16 protein-coding genes and 1 tRNA gene are annotated in these 21,891 nt (G+C 41.3%); 3 read left to right on the top strand and 14 right to left on the bottom strand.

Annotation, left to right across the window (positions count from 1 at the left end):
• Nucleotides 1–89: 89 nt before the first annotated feature.
• The 3 genes from H5182_RS06280 to radA form a co-directional block, all read right to left on the bottom strand.
• Nucleotides 90–395: a hypothetical protein gene (locus tag H5182_RS06280; protein ID WP_145240751.1), complete on the bottom strand. Its 306-nt coding sequence runs from the start codon at nucleotides 393–395 to the stop codon at nucleotides 90–92.
• A gap of 558 nt (nucleotides 396–953) precedes the next feature.
• The gene (locus H5182_RS06275; protein WP_182734701.1) at nucleotides 954–1,886 is read right to left on the bottom strand and encodes a hypothetical protein; all 933 of its coding nucleotides are present in this window, start codon (nucleotides 1,884–1,886) and stop codon (nucleotides 954–956) included.
• A gap of 158 nt (nucleotides 1,887–2,044) precedes the next feature.
• Entirely contained in the window at nucleotides 2,045–3,430 is a 1,386-nt protein-coding gene (gene radA / locus H5182_RS06270) for a DNA repair protein RadA (protein ID WP_182719606.1), read from the bottom strand.
• Nucleotides 3,431–3,803: 373 nt separating this feature from the next.
• Here radA and H5182_RS06265 point away from each other — a divergent pair, with 373 nt between their 5' ends.
• Nucleotides 3,804–6,290: a PilZ domain-containing protein gene (locus tag H5182_RS06265; RefSeq protein ID WP_145235513.1), complete on the top strand. Its 2,487-nt coding sequence runs from the start codon at nucleotides 3,804–3,806 to the stop codon at nucleotides 6,288–6,290.
• A gap of 5 nt (nucleotides 6,291–6,295) precedes the next feature.
• Here the strand turns inward: H5182_RS06265 and serB are convergent, their stop codons facing one another.
• On the bottom strand, nucleotides 6,296–7,309 hold the full coding sequence (serB, locus tag H5182_RS06260) for a phosphoserine phosphatase SerB (RefSeq protein ID WP_182759716.1): 1,014 nt from the start codon (nucleotides 7,307–7,309) through the stop codon (nucleotides 6,296–6,298).
• Between the two features lie 296 nt (nucleotides 7,310–7,605).
• On the opposite strand from serB, the gene H5182_RS06255 reads away from it, so the two are divergent.
• Nucleotides 7,606–8,226, top strand: a complete 621-nt coding sequence (locus H5182_RS06255) for an AhpA/YtjB family protein (RefSeq protein ID WP_145235511.1) — start codon at nucleotides 7,606–7,608, stop codon at nucleotides 8,224–8,226.
• Here H5182_RS06255 and H5182_RS06250 read toward each other — a convergent pair.
• From H5182_RS06250 to prfC, 4 genes are all read right to left on the bottom strand, one after another.
• A complete protein-coding gene (locus H5182_RS06250; protein ID WP_182759715.1) occupies nucleotides 8,193–8,966 on the bottom strand; it encodes a TatD family hydrolase in 774 nt (257 codons plus the stop codon). The genes H5182_RS06255 and H5182_RS06250 overlap by 34 nt on opposite strands.
• Before the next feature lie 6 nt (nucleotides 8,967–8,972).
• Nucleotides 8,973–9,611, bottom strand: coding sequence for a pyridoxamine 5'-phosphate oxidase (pdxH, locus tag H5182_RS06245; RefSeq protein WP_145235507.1), 639 nt, complete (start codon nucleotides 9,609–9,611; stop codon nucleotides 8,973–8,975).
• A gap of 351 nt (nucleotides 9,612–9,962) precedes the next feature.
• The gene (argS, locus tag H5182_RS06240; RefSeq protein WP_182759714.1) at nucleotides 9,963–11,705 is read right to left on the bottom strand and encodes an arginine--tRNA ligase; all 1,743 of its coding nucleotides are present in this window, start codon (nucleotides 11,703–11,705) and stop codon (nucleotides 9,963–9,965) included.
• 55 nt (nucleotides 11,706–11,760) lie between these two features.
• Entirely contained in the window at nucleotides 11,761–13,344 is a 1,584-nt protein-coding gene (prfC, locus tag H5182_RS06235) for a peptide chain release factor 3 (RefSeq protein ID WP_145235504.1), read from the bottom strand.
• Between the two features lie 262 nt (nucleotides 13,345–13,606).
• Between prfC and H5182_RS06230 the strand changes: the two genes are divergently transcribed.
• Nucleotides 13,607–16,288: a hybrid sensor histidine kinase/response regulator gene (locus tag H5182_RS06230; protein WP_182739807.1), complete on the top strand. Its 2,682-nt coding sequence runs from the start codon at nucleotides 13,607–13,609 to the stop codon at nucleotides 16,286–16,288.
• Here the strand turns inward: H5182_RS06230 and rimI are convergent.
• From rimI to guaB, 6 genes are all read right to left on the bottom strand, one after another.
• Nucleotides 16,274–16,735 (bottom strand): ribosomal protein S18-alanine N-acetyltransferase, encoded by a 462-nt coding sequence (rimI, locus tag H5182_RS06225; protein ID WP_182717138.1) that lies wholly within the window; start codon nucleotides 16,733–16,735, stop codon nucleotides 16,274–16,276. The genes H5182_RS06230 and rimI overlap by 15 nt on opposite strands.
• Nucleotides 16,722–17,030: a hypothetical protein gene (locus tag H5182_RS06220; RefSeq protein ID WP_145235500.1), complete on the bottom strand. Its 309-nt coding sequence runs from the start codon at nucleotides 17,028–17,030 to the stop codon at nucleotides 16,722–16,724. The genes rimI and H5182_RS06220 overlap by 14 nt, the downstream gene beginning before the upstream one ends.
• A 65-nt stretch (nucleotides 17,031–17,095) precedes the next feature.
• Nucleotides 17,096–17,172 (bottom strand) — tRNA-Trp (locus tag H5182_RS06215).
• A 478-nt stretch (nucleotides 17,173–17,650) separates the two neighbouring features.
• Nucleotides 17,651–18,388: an MATE family efflux transporter gene (locus tag H5182_RS06210; protein ID WP_310741274.1), complete on the bottom strand. Its 738-nt coding sequence runs from the start codon at nucleotides 18,386–18,388 to the stop codon at nucleotides 17,651–17,653.
• 300 nt (nucleotides 18,389–18,688) lie between these two features.
• Entirely contained in the window at nucleotides 18,689–20,266 is a 1,578-nt protein-coding gene (guaA, locus tag H5182_RS06205; protein WP_145235498.1) for a glutamine-hydrolyzing GMP synthase, read from the bottom strand.
• 103 nt (nucleotides 20,267–20,369) lie between these two features.
• Complete coding sequence (gene guaB, locus H5182_RS06200; RefSeq protein ID WP_149982073.1) at nucleotides 20,370–21,839, bottom strand: IMP dehydrogenase; 1,470 nt, start codon at nucleotides 21,837–21,839, stop codon at nucleotides 20,370–20,372.
• Between the last annotated feature and the right edge of the window lie 52 nt (nucleotides 21,840–21,891).

The raw sequence follows: 21,891 nt of genomic DNA, 5'->3' as shown, positions 1-21,891 counted from the left end.
GCCCTGCTAAGGGGCAGTTGCGAGTGTTGTTGGCGAAGCCAGCGAGTAACTGTCCCGCAGCGTATTTTGCTGCGAACTTGAGCAGTTTGTTAGGTGTTTGGGTAGTAAACAAGTGAACTTCCTTCTTCAAGTGCTTCTGTATAAAAACCAGTAAAACCTTTATAAGTGTCGGTATTAAGCACCTCTACCTTCAAGGTGTTACCTGTTAAATTTATCACTTGGTCGAAGCCATATTTTTTAACTTCAATTAATGCCCGATCAAAATTTAACTCATCAATATCTTGAGCTATGAACACCATACATTTATGAACAACACCAATTTCAGGCTCAACATAGTCATATTCTGAGTTTCCAACAAACATCCCTTGAAAACCGTAAATGTAGACAACTTTCATAGACACCTAACAGCTTATTCAAAGGATCTAAACCCACAAGTTGCAGACAGAAAATCCTTTGAGTTTTTTAATACTTTCAGTCTAACTCTGTATCTAAATGTAAATCAAGGGATTTATCTTTGTTGTTATTTTGTTATTGTAAATCACAAGAAATAAACCCGCGAGTTGTTAAAAAAACTCAAAACTGTTTATGAATACAGGAAAATAAAGCAGATAAAGATACGCGTGTCGCTCATTTTCCTGAATATGGGAGCAAACAACAGCTTGATTATTCAATGAGTTATTATCCTAAATCTATATCAACGTCAGTTTCCCACTTGAAACAATCTCTAAACTTTAATTTTCACCGTTGGGTTTCGTTGCTCTGAACCACAACCTACGATAATAAATTTTACGCCGACCTGCTTTGGTTTTTCCTAGTTCCTAGCGCCTAAATCCTAGTCCCTCACCCGAATCGCCAATAAAAAAGCGCGAGATTAACTCGCGCTTTAAAATAACTCAAAACTGTATTTTGTCTTAAACTTACCGCTTAAGGCTTACAACTTATAGCTCTACGAGCTATTCGCCCTTCGCTTTTAAATTTATAAACTCTGCCAGTTCTTCTGGTTGCCCCATTAGGGTGAAGATCTGTTGGTTAATTTCGGTCATGGTTTGCCCTTCTGGCAAGCTTGCTGACACGGTTAATGAGCTTAAGCCCTGCGTGAAGTTTTTAATCGCTTCACTCAGTTCCTCGCTGACTGGCGCTTGTTGTAGCTGCATATTGACCATTTGCTGCATTTGCTCCAGCGTCATACCTTGCTTTTCAAGCGTTTGTTCAACGAGTGCTTTAAATTCACCTTCGTTATTGAGGGCAATTTCGATGCTGCGTGGTTCAAGCTCTGCAAGCGCCTCCATTAGTAAGGTTTGTTGCTGTAATTGCTGCTCTAAAGTCGGCTGTTGACTACCTAGTTGTTGCTGCATTTTGCTCAGCGCCAATGAAGCATTCATCAATGCGGTTGATTTTGCTAGACCGAGGTTAAAATTAAGGCCTACAATATTTTTAGCATTAAGCGCAAAGTCGATATCACTATCACCTGATTTTTCATCATAGTTCATCAATGTATGGAGATCATAGCTAGCAGCAGCGAGTTTATTGTTAGCGTCTGGTGGTAACTGCGCTAAAAAATGCTCACTGAAGGTAAAGTTTTTTATGCTCAACTCGGTACGAGGAGCAATTTTATCTACTTCATATCCCGCCACTTCAATGCTCGCAATATTAGCAACTAGCTGCTGATCAAACCCAGTGATTTGCATATTTGATATTTCAACACTTTGCCCAAGCACGCTGGCCGAAATATCTTCATAACTGGCTGTTACACCCATTTGCTGGCTCATTAATGCAAGCTGACGATCAACCTCTACTTTAACTTCTTGAGTCAGTGCATGATTTGCATAGCTAACACCACCGATAGCCGCAACGACAACAACAGCAACAATTGCGAGTTTTTTCATTCTATTTCCTTATTACGATTTCTATTATCACCGTTGTTATTTAGCTTAGTCTCTAACGGCTTTAGACTTAAGATTTTGCTAAGCGTATCATTCAATAATACCTTTGATAAGGCCTAGCATAAGTAAGTGCAAATTGATTTGCACTTTTTTGAGCGTGGCTAATTAATTAAACTTAGCAGTTCATGCACTGTTTTAACTGGGGTTATTTTAGCGCCCAGCCCTTCCATTGATTTATGGTAATTACGAAATGGAATAAATATTTCGGTAAAACCATGTTGGGCAGCTTCTTTAACGCGTGGCACGCCACTGTCGATTGGCCGTACGTCACCGTTTAAACTCAGCTCCCCCATTATGCAGGTGGTACGCGGTACAACAAACTCATTTAAGCTACTGAGTAAGGCAGTCACTAAGGCTAAATCGATACAAGTTTCGGTTTCATCAATTCTCAGCCCGCCAACAATATTAAAAAACGTATCATGAAAGATTTTGGTTTTAGTGTGCTTGCGTAAAATACCAGTGAGCATTTTTATTCGGTTCATATTTAAACCTACGCACACTCGCTGTGGAAACTCCGCCTCGGTTTCGGTGGTTAAACATTGTATTTCGAGCAACAAGTTGCGGTTGCCCTTTCGAATGCAAGTAATGGTTGAACCGGGTGAGTCGGTACTTGATCCCGATAAGAATATTTCACTGGGGTTATCAACACTTAGCATACCGCGTTCGCACATTCTAAAAATGCCCACAGTATCAATGTCACCAAAGCGGTTTTTATTGGCGCGCAAGGTACGTATTTGCCCATCGTTAGTGTCGATATGTAATAACGCATCAACAATATGCACTAAGGTTTGCGGCCCCGCTATTTCATTATTTTTATTTACGTGGGCAATAATAAACATAGTGACGTCGTTTTGCTTACAGTACTGTGTAAGCGCTTGCGCGGCACTTTTAACTTGTGACGGTGAACCTGGGCTGCCGTTTGCGGTATCAGTAACAACCGCTTGAATAGAATCGATTACTGCAAACTTGATGTTATTTTTTTCAAGCTCGTCGATAATGGTTTCAACACTGGTTTCTGATAACAAATACAGTTCGTCTGGGTTGTAATCGAGTTTTAAGCGATTAACACGATTTTTAAATTGCGATAACGACTCTTCTGCGGTGCAGTAAAGTGATGGCATACGCTGTGACATGCGCGCGACTAAATCCGATAATAAAGTCGTTTTACCTGCTCCGGGATCGCCTGAAATAATATTCACAGAACCTGTGGTTACGCCACCTGATAATACTCGGTCAAGTTCACCAATACCGGTTAGTTGCTTTTCGGCTTCGGTGGTTGCGATGTCATTAATTTTTTTCGAGCCACCGCCAACGCCACCAGCATAGCCGCCAACAACGCTGCGCGTTGCTGCTTTTTTAGTTTGCCCTGCTGAGGGCTTAAATTCGGCTAAGGTATTCCATGCGCCGCAGCGACACTGTCCTTGCCAGCGTTGGTAGTTCATTCCGCATTCGGTGCAAACAAACTCTATTTTTGCCGCTTTTGCCATTAACTTTTGCCTACCTTCGTCATTTTGAAATCATTTATGTCCATACTAGGATGATCTTTAATTTATTGTTACGTTATCGTGCGCTGAATATTGACCTTGCCAATAAGGCAATTCAACGCCACAATCGAGATATATAAAAAAGCAAGGTTTATCACTTTTACTTTAGGGCATATTTTTTGCTTAATCTTTTTAGCTTGGGCTTTTTTGATTAATAAACTAAAGTAATGAGCCATTTATTTGGCAATCTCATAATAATAAAAATTAAAGATGGTAACTCATTACACCGCACATGCTGCAAACCAGCAACCAAGTGAGTGTGTAAATACATGTGCAGTATACCAACTTTTTAGAATAGACGGTGATGGTTTTATAAATGACTGAAGACACTCTGCTTAAATATGAAAGTTTAGTTGATGAGCTTAAATCATATTTAGGTAATGCCAAATTTGACACGATCTTTAAATCGAAGACAGCGGGTTTAACAAAACCTGAGCAGTTCTTGATCAAGATGGAAATGTCGCGCTTGTCGCAACCTATCGCCCGTTTTATTGATTTACGCGGCCAAGTAACAGGCCAAGTTAAACCTTATGAGTATGAAGGCAAACAACACTTTATGGATGAAACCGCTATTGCGGTATTTGAACAAGCCATAGAACGCCATGGTGGTTATACCCTTGCTGTTTACGAAGCTGTAATGAACACCGATAATAACCATCGTGTAATGCAAAAAAAAGCCGCTGAACAAGCTAAGCAACCTGAGTTACAGAATGAACAAAAATTAGATTGCCAGGTTATTAAATTTGCCTCTTATGAAAGTCGCCGTGAAGAACGGATGAACTATTCAATCAAAATCACTGTAGAACTCAACAAAGACAACACCATTGCAGCAACCACCTCAGATATATCTTTAAGTGGCGCAAAAATAAAGCTCTCACCGCGCTATCAAGTCAAAAAAGGGCAGTTATTAGGACTGCGTTTAGTCGGTCTTGAGCAAGATTTTGAATTAGGTTTAAAAAACGGCATTCAATATGAAGTTGTTGCAGTTGAGAAAATCTCTGCGGAATTTAATCATATTCGCTTAAAACGTACTTTTATAGAAAATAACGCAAAATTTGATGAGTTTTTAGAAAGCTTTATTCACGGCAATAAGCGTCGCTATAAAGTAAATTTAGATAATACTTTAGATGCCGTCGTCTCAAAAGGCTATGAGCAGTACTATATTCCCCGGGTGACTTCGTTATTTACTTTTTTTAGTTTGCAAAACGATAAACTCTACCCAAGTTTAGTGCTGACCACTGAAAACAATATTTTTATTCAGCGTTATTTTTGCGATGAGCGAAAGCTGTCATGTTTATACACTATTTTAAATCAGCAACGTTTAAGTCAGTTACTAAGTAACCCAGCCCCAGTTAAAGAAGAGTATTTATACACCTTTACGCACGTGGTTGCTGGAAAAGTATATTATTACTCAGCAACACGCACGGAGTTGACTGCAGAGCCGCAATTAAGCGCATTATTTTTTGGTTTTGGTAGCCAAAAAGAAAGCTGGCAATGTTTTAAAGTACAGTTAATGCCAAGCCATCCAGAAGATTCATTTATTCCATTAAGCTTACCAAATACCGCTGGCAAAGATATTGAAAAATTAAACAAGCCACCAACGCCTCGCGTACAAGGAATGATCAAAGACGTAAAATATCTTGTGATTTTAACAGCAGTCGGAACAGACGTTGAACGAGCGCATTATCAAAGTTTTAGTTACGATAAAAGTATAGTTAATCAGCTCAAGCACTTTGGCCATGGCAAACATAAAACCCCACCAAAGCTTGAAACCGTGGATTTAGAGTATGTAAACCTACGCTCTCACAAACGCTATTTGTATAAAACCGATGTAGTATTAACAACTCAGGATGAGCAAACACATACCGCTCATAGTCGTGATTTCTCGGTGATGGGGTTGCAAATTGAGTGTGACCAACCGGTTACTTTTCAAAAAGGTGAAGTTGTTGAATTAAGCTTACCTGAGCTGCAAAAAATAACCAAAAAGCACACGCTGAGTAAATTAAAGTACGAAGTGATGGCGGTCAGTAAATCGTTCACCACTATCAACTTAAAAGCCTTACGTATTGTTGATAACCCACACGAAGGGGTGAAATTTTTTACGCAGTTAATTGAAAATAATAAAGATAAACTAAAAGTATCTGAAGAAGCGCCAAAGGTGCCAGGATTATCGACAGCGCTGCGAAATATGGTAACTAAAAGTGTCTGCCAATTTCCGTTTTATTTACATAAAGAAGCTGCACATTTTAAAACAGGAGCAATTGGTCAAGGCTTGTACCCGAGCCCATTGCATATTATTTTGCAAAACTATGGCTTGCTTAATAATACCACCAGCATTGATGCTTTTTTATCGCCAGAGCAGCTCAATGGCGTGATCACACCGCTTATAAAAGATCGCAGTCGTCAAGATCCTCCTCTACCTTTCACTTTATTTATTCGTTTTGATCCTAAAAAACCGACCATTAAAGACGCTATAAAAAGCAAGTGCAGTGCAGGCGAGGATTATGCCCCACAGTTACTCTTTTTAAAGAAAGGTCTCAAATCTGAGTTGATCTTTATAATGCGTATTTATATTTCACGCACTGGCCGCCCTGATACAGATTACTTATCTAACGAGTTAAAATACGTAAGCCAATATGCATTGCACAAAGCAAAAGATCTTGAAGAGGCACTGTGGGCAGTAACAGGTGTTGGTGACATGGTTGATGTAACAGATGAAACGCTTAGTCATTTGGACTTTACCGCAGAGCTGGTAGACCAAATGAATAAGCGCAAGCAGACTTGGCTTAAACGGCTAACTTAACTCCGTTACTTAATAACAGGAATAGTTAATAAATATAACAGTTGTAATAGCGAGCCTTGGCAAATTGCAGCTTGGGCTTGTTCAACAACTTTAGGTTTACCGTGTACGGCAACACCGAGTCCTGCCGCAGCCATCATGGTCAAATCATTCGCACCATCACCAATCGCTACTGTTTGTTGCGTAGGTAAATTTAATCGTTGCTGTAATTGGCTCAACACCACGGCTTTTTGCTGCGCATCAACAATCGTGCCTAGCACTTTACCTGTTAACTTATTATCTTTAAATTCCAAAACATTGGCATGTACTTCGTCTAGTTCAAGCAGTTTTTGCACTTGTTCAGCAAATGGCACAAAGCCACCTGAGGCAATGGCTAAATACCAATTATGCTGCTTTAGCACTTGGCATAGCGCTTTGATCCCTGGCATTAATGGTAAACTATTTTTTAGTTCATCAATTAAGCTTTGCTCAATACCCCCAAGTTTAGCGACTCGTTGATGTAAGCTTTCACTAAAATCTAACTTACCAGCCATCGCTTGTGCGGTTACCGCTGCGACATCATCATATACATCAGCAAGCCTTGCGATTTCGTCAATACATTCAATCGTAATGGCGGTTGAGTCCATATCCATTACTAATAAACCAGGCTTAGTTAAAATCGGTGGCTTACTAACTTGTACAAGTTGAAATCCCAATGGATGGGCAAATTCATTCAGTACCAAAGGATTAATGCTTGGACTTAGTGTCTCGCTGTAAAAACACAGTGCGGGGCTTAAGTTTGGCTCTGGTTGATAACGACAAAATGCACTGACAATAAACTGCTGCTGAGCTAAAAAGTTAATTATATTAGCTAGTTGTTGGCCGCTAAAGTCCCCTGCAAAAGCAATACTAAACATTCCTTGCGGATCAGTTGGTAAGCTTGTTGGTACTAATAAAGCATCTTGATAGTGATACCACATACCTAACGACAACTGTGCCGATAACTGCTCTGATGAAAGGCTCGCAAAGCGCTCCAATGTCATGATAACTCCAAAAATGATACTAATGTCTCCCCTGTAAAATAACAATTATACCAATCGTGTTAGGTTATTGGTCATTTATAGCGACGGATAAATAGAGTGATAACAAGGCATAAATTTTATATGTAGTTGTTCTACATAAAAAACTTATAACGCCGTTAGCGCTTTATTTAGCACGCTAGAAAGACTAAATATTTAAGTCGATTGGTATTAATTCGCCATAAAGGGGGATTTAAGGTTATAGTTACGCTTAGTTGTAACATCAAAAACAAAAGCTGTCAGCAGCGTAAACGGTGACTATGAAAAATAACCATCTTAAAAACCCTATTTCAGCATCTCTTAGGCAACGCCTAGTGCGATTAAGTATTGCTGCGGCATGCTTTGTATTGCTGACTTGGGTTGCTGTTAATGGTAGTTTTCAAAGCCACCAGTTGCTTTATGATAGTGCCGACAGCACAGCAAAAAGCTTAACTCGTTTTATGGCTCTCAATGCCAAAACGCCGCTACTTGAAAAAAACAAACCTGAATTAACAGCCTTATGTAACAGCATAAGCAAAGATGAGTTTGTACTGGCTGCAACGATTTATGATCAGCAAGGCATACTTATCGCCAGTAGTGATAATTGGCAAGCTCACCATATTTTAGGTAAGCTGCCCAACTCCACTCCAGGTATTAGTAAACTTAAAACCCCGTTTGTTGAACCGATAATCAGTGATGACGATCGCCCACTAGGATTTGTTGCAATAACTTACTTGACCCGCTCAGCAGTAGCAACCAGTCATAGCAGCTTTCATGACTTAGGCCGCCAAGTATTACTAATGCTAGTGATAACCTGCATTTTTACTTGGCAATTAGGCCGTGGTTTAAAGCGCTGGCAAGTAAATCGTTATATCCGAAAAAGTTCTGAGCACGAATCATAAAGCTGCTTTTGAAAACCAGCCTTATAAGCTGTTGTGATCTGCTTTAATTGACATAACTGCTCAAACACCAGGGGTAACTGTAACGGCGTGTTTATTTGCCCTTGAAAGCCCGCTAACGGCATTGCAGGTGCATCTGTTTCAAGTAGTAAGTGTTCAGGTGCTATGTGAGCAACAACGGAACGTGTTTTTTGTGCTCGCTGATAAGTGATCACCCCGCCCACCCCGATTTTAAAACCCTGTTTAATATAATACTGTGCTTGTTGTAATGAGCCTGAAAAAGCATGTATAACACCACCATATTTTGGCTTACAGCGCTTAAATGACTGTGCAATAAGGTTATGGCTTTGTCGATGATGCACAATCAATGGCAATTCAAGCTGATTAGCAAGATCAATATGGTGCTCAAATATCTGAGTTTGCAAAACAATATCGTCAATACTGCGGTCAATACCACACTCGCCAATAGCGACCAATTGCTGGCGATGTTGCACAGTAAACTCAGTCAGTTTGGCTAAATGACTGTGGTGATATTCTGCTAAAAAGTAAGGATGTAAACCTGCACCGATGCGCACTGCAGAATGCTGTTTAGCAAAAGCGCATAAAGAAAGAGATTGTGCCAAAGTGATCCCCGGCACGATCAATTTTTCGATCCCCAGCTGCTGACATTGCTGAATTAGCTTGGTGCGGGTGGCATCAAATTCAGTAAAATCTAAATGGCAGTGGGAATCAATAAACGCCATAATAAACTATGGGTTTAAACGTGTAATTTGCCAGCTGTTATCAGCTTGACGCTGATATATAAAACGGTCATGCAGGCGGTGTGCACCACCTTGCCAAAACTCAATTTTTGTTGGCACAACACAGTATCCCCCCCAAAAATCTGGCAATGGTATTTCGCCTTTAGCAAACTTGGTTTTCATATTAGCAAAAGTTTCCATCAACACTTTACGCGATGATACAGGACGGCTTTGCTTTGAAGCCCATGCAGCTAACTGGCTTTCTTTGGGACGTGACAAAAAGTACTTGGCAACCGCTGAAGTTGGCAGCGGTTGTGCTTCACCATAAACAATCACTTGGCGCTCCATATGGTGCCACGGAAAATGCAAAGAGATTTTATTATTGCCTTTAAGCTCTTGTGCTTTACGCGAGCCGGTATTGGTAAAAAACACAAACCCGTTATCATCAAGATGCTTTAACAACACAATACGTTGCGAAGGCTGACCGGTTTCATCAACCGTTGCCACCACCATCGCCGTTGGATCTGGCAGTTTACTTGCTACCGCGTGCTCAAGCCAGGTTTCAAATTGCTTGAATGGATCATCAAGTAAATTCTCTTCGCTCAGAGCATCTTGCAAATACTCACGACGGATATCTTCAAGTTTCATATCAAATCCTTCTTTATCAGCTGTAAGCTACAAAATTAAACAATTGCAGCTCAGTGTTAAGCTACACCTAGCACCTAGCACCTAGCACCTAAAATTATCTGCAAGTGTAGGAGCGCTAGCAAGGCAGTGAGTTTATTTATGCCGCCAAGGAGCATACGTATTTTGTATGTGACTTAGGCTAAATAAACTCATTAACGCAGCTAAAGCGAACTACACACAGCAGACGTTCACCTAAGTAGTTTAGTCTAAGATAAGGCGGACACTCGACTTATCCCTATGAGCATACGTAGTTGTATGTGATTAGGGTCAGTCGAGTGGACAACGCAGTATTAGATTAAAATACGACGGTGATTACATTTGCTCCATGACTTCAATGCCTAAAAGATCTAGGCCCGTTTTCAGTGTATCCGCTACCAAATTACACAGCACTAAACGGCTATCGCGTACACTTGGCTCTACGCCTTCTTTAAGTACTGGGCAAGCTTCGTAGAAGGTCATGTATAGGCTGGCAAGCTCGTATAGGTAACTACATAATACGTGCGGTGTTGCCTCACTGATCATTTGATCAAGTACTTCTTCTAATTGCAGTAGTTTAAGCGCAAGGGTTTTTTCTTGCGGCTCAACAATAGCGACATCTGCGTTTAAACTTGCTGCGTCTACGCCTGATTTACGGAAAATACTGCGTACACGAGTATAAGCATATTGTAAGTAAGGTGCTGTTGCCCCTTCAAAGCTAAGCATACTGTCCCAGTTGAAAATGTAATCACTGGTTCGGTGCTTAGAAAGGTCTGCATATTTAACTGCGCCAATACCTACTTTACGGGCAATTTCACTGCGCTCTTCATCAGTTAAGTCAGACTCACGCTCAGCAAGCTTAGCAGCAGCTCGAGTGATTGACTCTTCAAGTAAATCAGCAAGTTTTACCGTGCCACCTGTACGCGTTTTAAATGGTTTGCCGTCTTCACCCATCATGGTGCCAAATGGGCAAAATTCGTAGCTAGTTTCATCGCGTAGTAAACCGGCTTTACGTGCAGTAAGCTCTACTTGATTGAAGTGTAGGCTTTGACGCGCATCAACAAAAATTAAAATGCGGGCTGCGCCTAACTTGTTTGAACGGTAATCACAGGCGGCTAAATCGGTGGTTGCGTATAAGAAACCGCCACCTGACTTTTGCACGATAAACACTGATGGCTCACCATCTTTATTTGCCAGCTCATCTAAAAACACCACCTGTGCGCCTTGTGACTCAACGGCAATATTCTTATCTTGTAATAACTTAATGATATTGTTCAGGTCACTGTTATAAGCACTTTCAGCCATGATGTCGTCTGGTGTAAGCGTTACATTTAAGCGTTTGTATACTTCTTCAGAATGCTTTACCGAGGTTGCGATAAACAACTTCCATAGTTTTTCACAATGCGCGTCGCCACCTTGTAGTTTTACTACGTAATCACGCGCTTTATCTGCAAAACCTTCTTCATCATCAAAACGCTTTTTAGCGTCGCGGTAGAAGGTTTCTAGATCAGCAAGTGCCACAGAATCTAAATCAACACCTTGGCTGATTTGATCTTCCAGATGCGCAATCAGCATACCAAATTGCGTGCCCCAATCGCCCATGTGGTTTTGACGAATAACCGTGTCGCCACGAAACTCCAGTGCGCGTACTACTGCATCGCCAATGATCGTTGAACGTAAATGCCCAACGTGCATTTCTTTAGCAAGATTAGGTGATGAGTAATCAACCACTACTTTTTGCGGTTGTGCATGCTCAGCAACAGCCAGCTTTGCATCTTGGTTTGCCGCTTTTAAGCTTTGCGCTAAAAACTCAGGTTTTAGGTGAATATTGATAAAACCAGGGCCGGCAATTTCTGTTTTATCTGCGATATCACTTACATCTAAGTGATCAATAATTTGTTGTGCAAGCTCTCGCGGGTTGCTTTTCATTTTTTTAGCAGCGCCCATTGCACCATTAATTTGGTAGTCACCAAATTGTGGGCGGGTACTCTGTGTTACCGCAGGGTTAGTATCTGCTGGTAAGCCAGCGCCAGTCATGGCTGCGATGGCTCTTTCAATTAGTAGGGTACGAATATTCATGTAATTTATTACCTTTACCAGCCCGCGTTAGCGGGCTTTAAATTAAAATTTGAGTCTAATTTTCACGCGTGTGGTTAAATGTCACTTCCGGATAGCGCTCAATTGATAAGTTAAGATTTACACGACTCGGCGCTATGTAAGTTAAGTTATCGCCGCCATCAAGCGCTAAGTTGCTTTCGCACTTACGTTTAAAATCTTCAAACTTTTTAACGTCAGTCGAACTTACCCAACGTGCGGTATTTACATTTACGCTTTCGTATAAAGCATCTACGTTATATTCTGCTTTCAAACGCGCTACAACCACGTCAAACTGCAATATACCAACCGCGCCTACAATTAAGTCGTTATTAATAAGCGGTCTAAATACTTGTACTGCCCCTTCTTCAGATAGCTGCACCAAGCCTTTTAATAATTGCTTTTGCTTAAGTGGATCACGCAGACGAATGCGGCGGAATAATTCCGGCGCAAAGTTTGGAATACCAGTAAATTTAAGCTTTTCACCTTGTGTGAAGGTATCACCTATCTGGATCGTACCGTGGTTATGTAAACCAATAATATCACCTGCAAAAGCATCACCTGCACGCTCACGATCACCCGCCATAAAGGTTACCGCATCAGAAATACTGACTTGTTTACCTATACGCACATGGTTCATTTTCATGCCTTGGCTGTATTTACCCGACACAATACGCATAAACGCAATACGGTCACGGTGCTTAGGGTCCATATTCGCTTGAATTTTAAATACGAAGCCAGTGAAGTTCTCTTCTGTTGCAACAACAGTACGGTCTTCTGTTTCACGCGGTAATGGCGTTGGTGCCCACTCAGTTAGGCCATCAAGCACATGATCAACACCAAAGTTACCAAGCGCAGTACCAAAGTACACTGGTGATAACTCACCCGCTAAAAATAGCTCTAAATCAAATTCGTGCGATGCACCAATAACAAGTTCTAACTCTTCACGCAGTTGCCCAGCAAGCTCATCGCCAATCGCTGCATCAAGCTCAGGATTATCAAGCCCTTTAATGCTGCGTACTTCTTGAATAGTATGACCTTGGCCGGTTTTGTATAACAAGGTCTCGCCGCGGTGAATATGATAAACACCTTTAAACTCTTTACCACAGCCAATTGGCCATGTGATCGGTGCACAAGCTATATTTAGCTCTGTTTCAACTTCGTCTAACAACTCCATCGGATCACGAATATCGCGGTCACATTTATTCATAAATGTGACAATTGGCGTGGTACGTAAGCGCGTTACTTCCATTAATTTACGAGTACGATCTTCAACACCTTTAGCCGCATCGATCACCATCAAACATGAATCGACCGCAGTTAAGGTACGATAAGTATCTTCAGAGAAATCTTCATGTCCAGGGGTATCAAGTAAGTTTACTAGCGCTTTATTGTATGGGAATTGCATAACAGAGGTCGTGACCGAGATACCACGCTCTTTTTCCATTTCCATCCAGTCAGACTTGGCATGTTGATTAGAGCCACGGCCTTTAACGGTACCCGCTTTTTGAATAGCTTGTCCGAACAACAGTACTTTTTCGGTGATGGTAGTTTTACCAGCATCCGGATGCGAGATGATCGCGAACGTGCGTCGCGTATTGATTTCGTTTAATAAATTAGACATGTAAGCCGCTTTAAGTCATAACAAGGCGCAACCAAAAACAAACCTAAGCACAGGTCTTCGCTACGCACTGTAAATATAAAATAGAATTAGTCACATTATACCTTGTTTGTCTTAGCCAAAAAAGCAACGATTGCAAGTAATTAGCCGATAACTTGGTTTAAAATCAGCTCAACCCGTTTGCTGCAGCGAACGCACTAAACTTGTGTAATTTTACGCTAACGCATACTATTGATAGATTACATGGAGGATATTTTGTTTGGGTATGAGAACAAGTAAGTTAAGTATAAGATTATTATGGTATATCACGCCTTTGGTGATTTTACCGTTATTGTTTTTAGGTGGCTTTACTCTCACCAACGTTACCAGCTCCACACAAAAACAAGCCGAGCTCATTGTTAGCCGTTTTGTTGAACAGCAACAACAAAAAATGTTCAATTACATCGATTCATTCCACTCTACTACAAAGTTACTCTCGGCCTCCCCTGTACTAAGTGACTTTTTAGCAGATGACTTACGCGATAACGGCAATTACACCCGTCGTCTAGGCGCACTAATGGATGTATTTGCAAGCTATTCAGAAGCTTACCCCGATATTGTTAGCGTAAATTTAGTTTCTCCGGATGGTCAAAGCGACGCCTATTACTCCAGTAATTTAAATACCGCACCAACCAGCTATCCATTTTTCTCACAAGTTTTACAAAGTAACTTACGCCAACAACAGTTTATGGTGCAAAAACAAGATGGCACTACCAGTTTGTATTTTATTCAACGTATTTACAGTGCTGATTACTACCTTAAACGTCCGCAACAATTAGGGTTTATTGTGTTGCATGTTGAGCCATCGATTTTAAATACCAGCATTTTAGAAGCGCCCTATAACAATACCTTAAATTTATTACTGACCAGCAATGGCAAAATATTATTTAGCTCAGACTACAATAAGCGCGGTCAATATATTAGCGAATATGAGCTGCAACAAATTCACGACTTAGCCGATCTAGGTAAGCTCTCAACCATAGAGTTATCGAGTATTGATAAGGTTGAACGGATGATTTACGCCATCCAAATGAGCGGCGGTTATTATTATGTCTCGACCATCCCCAAAGCCTTGCTTTATCAATCCGGCAAAGCGATCAGTTTGATCACCGCCTTGATTGTAATTATTTCAGTGATCACCCTGCCGATGCTGATTTTTATTGTGGTACGTAATTTACTACTTAACCCAATTGAGTTACTTGGGGCAGCCAGCCATCGAGTAGGAGACGGCGATTTGTCGGTATATTTGCCTGCCCATAATAATGATGAGGTGGGGGTATTATTTAATGATTTTAATCACATGGTGAACCAAATTCGTCATTATCAAGACGAACTTGAAGAATATAAACATCACTTAGAAGATAAAGTCGAAAGCCGTACCAAAGCACTTGAAACCATGAATAGTCAACTCGAGGTGGCCATTGCCCAAGCGGAACAAGCGAACCAATTAAAAAGCCGCTTTTTAGCCAATATGAGTCATGAGATACGTACACCACTAACCGCTATCATGGGCTTTACTGAGCAGCTATTACACAGCCAAAATACAACCGGCGACGCTTGGCACCTAAATACTATATTACGTAACTCTAAACACTTACTTGAACTCATCAATAATATTTTAGACTTGTCGAAAATCGAAGCCGAAAAATTAGCAGTTGAAAAAGAACCGCTAGATATTGTGCAGTTAGTTCATGATATTGATTCGATTATTCGTCCTTTATCACAAGAGAAAAAACTTAACTGCAATATCAATTTTCACTTACCATTACCGCGCATAATTAATAGTGATAGCACTCGTTTAAAGCAAATTCTCATTAATATTGCCAGCAATGCAGTGAAGTTTACCGAGCAAGGTTTAATTGAATTAGATATTACCTATAACAGTGATTTACAACTCATAGAATTTGCCATTAAAGATAGCGGTATTGGCATGTCAGAGCGAGAAGTTGAGCGGGTATTCAAGCCTTTTGAACAAGCTGATACAACAACAACACGACGCTTTGGCGGCACTGGCTTAGGCTTATGTATTTCTAAAAATTTAGCACAATTGCTCGGTGGTGATGTTTATGTAACAAGCACGCCAGGCCAAGGAAGCTGTTTCTGCGTGCAAATTGCCTGTAACTTACCTGCTGATAAACAACAAACAGTGCCAATGCTGACTGAGTTAAGCCAATTAACTCCCGCTAAGGACTTACAGCTTTCATTCGCAGAAAATAGCTTTGATGCCAATATATTAGTCGCCGAGGATAACCCTGACAACCAAGTACTAATCAAGTTATTACTGCAAACATGGGGGCTTGAGCCTGATATAGCCAACAATGGTGCAGAAGCTGTTGAAATGGCGCTGGTGAATGACTATCAATTAATCATTATGGACATGCAAATGCCGGTAATGGGCGGCTTAGAAGCCACACAAATGCTCCGCCATGCAGCCTACGATGGGCCGATCATTGCACTTACCGCGAATGTAATGAAAGATGACGTAAACACCTATTTGCAAGCCGGTTGCGACGAAGCACTGGCTAAGCCTATCGATAAAGATGCCTTAGAAAGTGTGCTTGTTAGCTATTTAAATATTGAAAAAGACAGCCAAAATAAATGGGATAGCTTGCTAAACAGCGATAAATTTCAACAGATCAACGACAACTATCGCTTAAAGCTGCCAGGTTATTTAACCGACGTTACGCAGCTATACAATAATGGTGAGTGGGAGCAGCTCAGAGCACTGGCCCATAGTTTAAAAGGCAGTGCTGGTTGTTTTGGTTTTAGTAATATTCACCATGCGGCGGCCACACTTGAAGATAATTTACGTGGCCGTGATCACAACCGCCGTGATTATTTGGCACTGAGCTTAATTGAAGCGATAAAATATACCTTGCAACAAGAACAGTCATTAACCAAAAAGTAATGTCATTCCCATTAAGATAGCATCTTCATGGCCATTTTTTGATGGGTCACTACTTGGGTAGTAATTTTTACGTACCGACATTTCACTAAAGCCTGCCTGCTCATATAAGGCGATGGCACGAGTATTGGTTTCACGTACTTCTAAAAATAAGTTTTCAGCGTGATGCTTTTCGCCGTATTCAATAAACGCTGCAAGCAATTGTTTGGCAATCCCCTGCCCCTGAAAATCAGGTGCCACGCAGATATCCATTAAAGTAAAGTCAGGCCCTGCTTTTTCACCGATATAAAAACCAATAATTTGCTGCTCATTAAACGCAGCTAGATTAAAGTAACGCCCAGCGAGACATGATTGCATAGTGTTTACTGTCCACGGATGAGTGTGACACGCGTTCTCAACACGCATCAGCGCATCAATGGATAATTCAGTAACAGATTCAAAGGTTATCAAGGTGTGTGCTCATCAGCGCCCATAGCGCGCGTTTATTATCAGCATTAAGCTGCTGGGTTGGTAAGCTCAATTGACCATCATGCCATGCAAGCTTATCGCTTTGCACTACTTGGCTAATTTTTAATGGGGCAATAGCGCGATTTAAATCAGCCAATAGCGTTGTACTTAGCTCTATATTTACCTGCGGCGCTGCACTTGGTGCATCAGAACGTTGTTCAGCGACAGGCTGTAATCGGAAATGCTGATTTAGTTCGAGGTTTTCTATACCAAAAATAGCTGCGTATCGTGGATGCATAAAAACTCAGTAGATTTAAACACTGGAACAATATAAGAAGTAATCAAGGCTATGTAAAGAAGAAGTGGCAGGGGCGGAGAGACTCGAACTCCCAACCATCGGTTTTGGAGACCGCTGTTCTACCAATTGGAACTACGCCCCTGCAATGACGACGAATTATAGAGAAGTTTCGCTAAAGGTAAAGAAAAAAATCACTCTTTTAGTTTAACTGCTTTTTAAATAAACAAAACGGCGAATTAGCCAACTAATTCGCCGTTTTTATAATTACTTACCTAAACTAGGATAAGCCTTCATATATATCCATGCTCAGCATTTTTTACTTTTTGTTACTCGCAGACGTTTTAGTTCAGCTTTGGCCCAGACTGAGGATTCGGCCATATCACAACGAAGCCCGTGCTTCTTTTCAGTAGTAAGCGCGGTTAAGTTCAATTCTATTCACTTTTTATACGCAACTTGTTGTCCATTTTTAAAGCGTATCAAAACATGAGCGACCAGCTGCATATCAAGTCATACTAAGTGATGCAGACTCTGTTGTTAAAACTCATAACTCGCTTTTGCCCCAAAGTTATTTAACGCTCGTCGATATAAAAATATCCTTACTATTTTTTTCTTATTGTTTTTTAAGCGAAACTTTGTTGTTTGTGCATGTACATAAAACCTTTCAGTTTGCTTAATAGCATCGGCAGTACGATCAATGCGAAGGCAATGTTAGATAAAGGGACGGCTAACCAAACATCATCGATACCTAGATATTTCGGCAAGATGAATAGGAAAGGAAACTGTATCAACATATTGCCGACGGAAACAAACAGGGCTTGTCCGCTTTTACCAACGGCGACGAAGTAGATGGACGCCATGAATAAGAAGCCATCTAAAAACAATGCCATTAAGTGTAAACGAATACCGTTTTTGCTTGCTTCAAGTAATGCATCATTGCCTGTAGTAAAGATGCCGATAAAGATTTCTGGAAAAATGTTAAACAGTATTACCAAAGCTATACCGGACCCAACGGTAACAGAAAAAGCCAGTTTTACGGTTTCGCTAATGCGTTTGTATTGCTTGGCGCCTAAGTAGTGACTCACTGGTGGCTGCAAGCCGCTGACTAAGCCTTCAGCGAAGAAGTAGTAACAGCTCGCTAAGTAGCCAACAATCGCAAATGCGGCTAACTGCGTGGTGTCTCCGTAGGCCATAAATTGCATGTTATGGAACGCCATGACGAAGCTGAAGTAGATAAACATCACTAAGTTTGACGACCCTAATTGCACGATACGAATGGCGATGGTCTTATCAAGTTGTTTGACCGATAGCTTGGTTTTAGCTTTTGACAACGTAAAGTAACGTATATCGGTAAAAAGCACCCTCTCGCTAAAGAAGATATATTGACTCTTTCGCAACTACAACAATGTCGTCAGTTCGTACTCTGTAACCGCTCAGGAGAGAACCGCGAAAATGCCCTAAGCCCAGATCATTGGGATTTAGACAGTTATTATTTGATTTGTGAATTGGTAACGCAGAATCAAGGCTGGGCCATATTTTGACTTATAGAACAAAGTGTCACAGCATTTTTGCAGTGATGTTCCGAACAAAAAAAGTCCGCAATTACGCGGACTTAATTAAGATTTAATGCCTGTTAGTGCCAGACGTTTCAGGCCTAAAAATTATTCCCACTCGATTGTCGCAGGTGGTTTTCCTGAAATATCGTAAACAACGCGTGAGATACCGTCGATTTCATTAATGATGCGGTTTGAAACCAGACCTAAGAACTCATACGGTAAATGTGACCAACGTGCAGTCATAAAGTCGATAGTTTCTACACAACGAAGTGAAACAACCCAATCGTACTTACGTGCATCACCCATAACCCCTACCGACTTAACCGGTAAGAATACCGTGAACGCTTGGCTTACTTTATGGTAAAGCTCTGCTTTGTGAAGCTCTTCAATGAAGATAGCGTCAGCACGGCGTAATAAGTCACAGTACTCTTTTTTGATTTCGCCAAGTACACGCACACCTAGACCAGGCCCAGGGAACGGGTGACGATAAAGCATGTCGTACGGTAAACCGAGCTCTAAACCAATTTTACGTACTTCATCTTTAAATAATTCACGCAGTGGCTCAACTAAGCCCATTTCCATGTCATCTGGTAAGCCGCCCACATTATGGTGAGACTTGATCACATGCGCTTTACCAGTTGCAGACGCTGCTGACTCGATAACATCTGGATAGATAGTACCTTGACCTAACCATTTTGCATTTTTAAGCTTTTTAGATTCGCTATCAAATACCTTAATAAATGTATGGCCAATCGCTTTACGCTTGTCTTCTGGGTCTGATTTACCAGCAAGATCCGCTAAGAATAATTCTTCGGCATCCACTTTGATAATGTTTAGGCCAAACTTATTGCCAAACATATCCATTACTTGCTGACCTTCGTTTAAACGCAGTAAACCGTTATCAACAAATACACAGGTTAAACGGTCGCCAATCGCGCGGTGAATAAGCATAGCCACCACTGATGAATCAACACCACCAGATAAACCTAAGATTACTTCGTCATCACCCACAGTATCTTTAATGCGCTCTATGGCGTCATCAATGATTTTTGCTGCAGTCCACAGTTTTTCACAACCACAAATATCAATCGCAAAGCGTTCTAGTAAACGTTGGCCTTGATGGGTGTGGGTTACTTCTGGGTGGAATTGTACGCCGTAAAAACGCTTTTCTTCGTTAGACATTGCCGCATGTGGGCAAGTAGATGTTTTAGCAGTAGTTTTGAAAGTATCTGGAATTTCCATTACTTTATCACCATGGCTCATCCACACGTCTAAAATGCCTTCACCGCCATCGGTAATGCTGTCTTCAATGGCATCAAATAATGCACAGTTACCGACTTTTTCAACTTGCGCGTAACCAAACTCTTTCTTATCAGAGCTATGAACGCTACCGCCAAGCTGAGTAGCCATTGTTTGCATGCCGTAACAAATACCAAGTACAGGTACGCCTGCATTGAATACATACTCAGGGGCACGCGGGCTGTTTTCTAAGGTTGTTGACTCAGGGCCACCAGATAGAATGATACCTTGTGGATTGAACTCACGGATCTGCTCTTCCGTTACGTCCCATGCCCACAGTTCACAGTAAACACCAATTTCTCGCACACGGCGGGCGATCAATTGCGTGTATTGCGAACCAAAGTCTAAAATAAGAATTCGTGAATCGTGAATGTCTTTGCTCATTGAGGGTCTCGTTAGTCAAGAACTAGCACTCAGGTTACCTGAATGACTATAATAAATAAGGGCTAGCGAAGCTAGCCCAGTAATTTTAATAGATTTGAAGCTATTAACCTAAGCGGTAGTTAGGTGCTTCTTTGGTGATTTGCACATCATGAACATGTGACTCACCCATACCTGCTGAAGTAACACGTACAAACTGAGGTTTAGTGTTTAATTCTTCAATCGTGGCACAACCGGTTAAACCCATTGCGCTGCGCAGGCCGCCAACTTGTTGGTGAATGATTGTCGCGATTGGACCTTTATAAGCCACACGACCTTCAATCCCTTCTGGCACAAGCTTGTCTGCTTGATTTGATTTTTGGAAATAGCGATCTGATGAACCTTCTTTTTGGTTCATCGCACCAAGCGAGCCCATACCACGGTATGACTTGTAGTAACGGCCTTGGTAAAGCTCGACTTCACCAGGCGCTTCTTCAGTACCCGCTAGCATTGAGCCAACCATCACACATGATGCACCAGCAACAAGTGCTTTTACAATATCACCTGAGAAACGAATACCACCATCAGCAATCACTGGAATGTCACGACCTTTTAGGCCATCAACAGCATCAGAGATAGCTGTGATTTGTGGTACACCACAACCAGTAACAATACGCGTAGTACAGATTGAACCTGGGCCAATTCCTACTTTAACTGCATCAACACCGGCGTCGGCAAGCGCAATCGCACCTTCAGCTGTTGCCACATTGCCAGCTACAATTTGTAGTTCAGGGTAAGTTTGACGAGTTTGTGCAACACGGTCGATAACACCTTGAGAATGACCATGTGAGGTATCAATTAGTAATACATCAACGCCCGCTTCGACTAATGCAGCAATACGCTCATCAGTACCTGGACCTACACCAACGGCAGCACCTACACGTAAACGACCTTGTTCATCTTTACATGCATGTGGTTTGTCTTGTGCTTTTTGATAATCTTTTACTGTGATCATGCCTTTTAATTTAAACGCATCATCAACAACAAGGATTTTTTCGATACGGTGTTCGTGCATTAATCCTAAGATTTCATCACGCGCAGCACCTTCTTTTACAGTGACTAACTTTTCTTTTTTAGTCATCACTGTTGAAACCGGTTGCTCAAGCTTGGTTTCGAAACGCATATCGCGGCTGGTAACAATACCAACAAGGCCGTTTTCAGCGTCCGTTACCGGAAAACCTGAAAAGCCTTTTTCTTCAGCAAGTACAATTGCATCTGCAATGGTTAAATCCGCTGTCACAGTAACAGGGAAAGAAACAATACCCGCTTCATACGTTTTAACTTTACGTACGTTTTTGGCTTGTTCTTCAATTGTCATGTTTTTGTGGATAAAACCTAAACCGCCCTCTTGCGCTAGCGCAATCGCTAAGCGTGCTTCGGTAACAGTATCCATAGATGCTGAAACTAGCGGCAAGTTAAGTTTGATACCACGCGTTAAGCGAGTTGAAATGTTTGCCGTGTGTGGCAAAACAGTAGAATGACCGGGTACTAAAAGTACGTCATCAAAGGTAAGAGCTTCTTTAGCAATTCTAAGCATTTTGGCAACTTCTCACATGTGGATCTTGTTTAAGGAATTGCGGCCAAATTTT

The sequence above is a fragment of the Pseudoalteromonas sp. SG44-17 genome, assembly GCF_014164235.1.
Taxonomy (GTDB): domain Bacteria; phylum Pseudomonadota; class Gammaproteobacteria; order Enterobacterales; family Alteromonadaceae; genus Pseudoalteromonas; species Pseudoalteromonas rhizosphaerae.
The sequence above is the reverse complement of the archived record's forward strand: the minus strand, read 5'-3'. Positions and strand labels throughout refer to the sequence as shown.

Coding starts and splice junctions, on each gene's coding strand:
- guaB (WP_149982073.1), bottom strand. CDS start 21,839: ATGCTTAGAATTGCTAAAGAAGCTCTTACCTTTGATGACGTACTTTTA.
- H5182_RS06280 (WP_145240751.1), bottom strand. CDS start 395: ATGAAAGTTGTCTACATTTACGGTTTTCAAGGGATGTTTGTTGGAAAC.
- H5182_RS06230 (WP_182739807.1), top strand. CDS start 13,607: ATGAGAACAAGTAAGTTAAGTATAAGATTATTATGGTATATCACGCCT.
- pdxH (WP_145235507.1), bottom strand. CDS start 9,611: ATGAAACTTGAAGATATCCGTCGTGAGTATTTGCAAGATGCTCTGAGC.
- guaA (WP_145235498.1), bottom strand. CDS start 20,266: ATGAGCAAAGACATTCACGATTCACGAATTCTTATTTTAGACTTTGGT.
- H5182_RS06255 (WP_145235511.1), top strand. CDS start 7,606: ATGAAAAATAACCATCTTAAAAACCCTATTTCAGCATCTCTTAGGCAA.
- prfC (WP_145235504.1), bottom strand. CDS start 13,344: ATGTCTAATTTATTAAACGAAATCAATACGCGACGCACGTTCGCGATC.
- radA (WP_182719606.1), bottom strand. CDS start 3,430: ATGGCAAAAGCGGCAAAAATAGAGTTTGTTTGCACCGAATGCGGAATG.
- H5182_RS06250 (WP_182759715.1), bottom strand. CDS start 8,966: ATGGCGTTTATTGATTCCCACTGCCATTTAGATTTTACTGAATTTGAT.
- H5182_RS06220 (WP_145235500.1), bottom strand. CDS start 17,030: ATGCATCCACGATACGCAGCTATTTTTGGTATAGAAAACCTCGAACTA.
- H5182_RS06265 (WP_145235513.1), top strand. CDS start 3,804: ATGACTGAAGACACTCTGCTTAAATATGAAAGTTTAGTTGATGAGCTT.
- argS (WP_182759714.1), bottom strand. CDS start 11,705: ATGAATATTCGTACCCTACTAATTGAAAGAGCCATCGCAGCCATGACT.
- H5182_RS06275 (WP_182734701.1), bottom strand. CDS start 1,886: ATGAAAAAACTCGCAATTGTTGCTGTTGTTGTCGTTGCGGCTATCGGT.
- serB (WP_182759716.1), bottom strand. CDS start 7,309: ATGACATTGGAGCGCTTTGCGAGCCTTTCATCAGAGCAGTTATCGGCA.